The organism is Pseudochrobactrum lubricantis (genome assembly GCF_041929865.1).
Classification (GTDB): domain Bacteria; phylum Pseudomonadota; class Alphaproteobacteria; order Rhizobiales; family Rhizobiaceae; genus Pseudochrobactrum; species Pseudochrobactrum saccharolyticum.
In genome coordinates this window covers 1-856 of the sequence record NZ_JBHEEE010000048.1, presented here as the reverse complement: position 1 = coordinate 856, position 856 = coordinate 1, and the positions used below count along the sequence as shown (strand labels likewise).

Genomic DNA, 856 nt, shown 5'->3' with positions numbered 1-856 from the left:
ACCCCGCCATGGGAAAACAAACCGGCCAAACAGGAGGCACTCTATATCCACTGGTGCATGCATGAAGGCTGCAAAAAGTGGGGGAGCTTTGGCTTTAACGGTCGCTATGGAGTTGAATGGTTCTGCTTTGAACACAAAGAGGACGGCAATAAAACAGTTAAGTGACATACATATACTAAAGCTCTATAGACTGCTGTTTTAATTCTCCAACATGAGGGATTGACCAACTCATATTGGGTCGTACTGCTTAATTTCAACTACAACTTAAAATTGATATAAATAAAATTAAAAACTAATGATTGACAAAAAATATTAATAGTCCATATTGGTGTTATCGATATTTTACTTGTTTAGCTTTGCTTTTTGCGCAGCATCTGCGCCCTTAACGAACCTTTCATCTCAAAAATCGCTATCATACTCGTAACGCTATCCTGCGTTATGAGCACCTTATGTTGCTATGAAAGGGTTCATTATGACCACCGGCACAGTTAAATGGTTTAATTCCACAAAAGGCTTCGGCTTCATTCAGCCTGACAACGGCAATGCAGACGTATTTGTTCACATTTCAGCCGTTGAACGCGCTGGCATGCGTGAAATCGTTGAAGGCCAGAAGCTCGGTTACGATCTTGAGCGTGATAATAAGTCGGGCAAAATGTCAGCTTGCAATCTGCAAGCAGCATAACTTGGTGTAACTCACTCCTTTGACCACGGATGTACTGGCACTGGAGAGAATACACATAATGAGAGGTCAGGCATTTTGTCTGGCCTTTTTTATTTCTCACATCAAGATTGGCTACCAGATGAAATCAATGCATAGCTTATTACGTCAAAATGCAGAAATTGCCTTTGAGAAAAC

General features: G+C 41.1%; 2 protein-coding genes. Both read left to right on the top strand.

Annotated elements, in window-relative coordinates; all coding sequences use genetic code 11:
- Positions 1–57 precede the first annotated feature (57 nt).
- On the top strand, positions 58–165 hold the full coding sequence (locus tag JNC80_RS19975; RefSeq protein ID WP_376711420.1) for an EsV-1-7 cysteine-rich motif-containing protein: 108 nt from the start codon (positions 58–60) through the stop codon (positions 163–165).
- A 307-nt stretch (positions 166–472) separates the two neighbouring features.
- Positions 473–682 (top strand): cold-shock protein, encoded by a 210-nt coding sequence (locus JNC80_RS19970; RefSeq protein ID WP_028233511.1) that lies wholly within the window; start codon positions 473–475, stop codon positions 680–682.
- Positions 683–856 lie beyond the last annotated feature (174 nt).

What these genes read in the sequence shown, in the direction of transcription:
- JNC80_RS19975 (WP_376711420.1), top strand. Translation starts at nt 58, where the DNA reads ATGCATGAAGGCTGCAAAAAGTGGGGGAGCTTTGGCTTTAACGGTCGC.
- JNC80_RS19970 (WP_028233511.1), top strand. Translation starts at nt 473, where the DNA reads ATGACCACCGGCACAGTTAAATGGTTTAATTCCACAAAAGGCTTCGGC.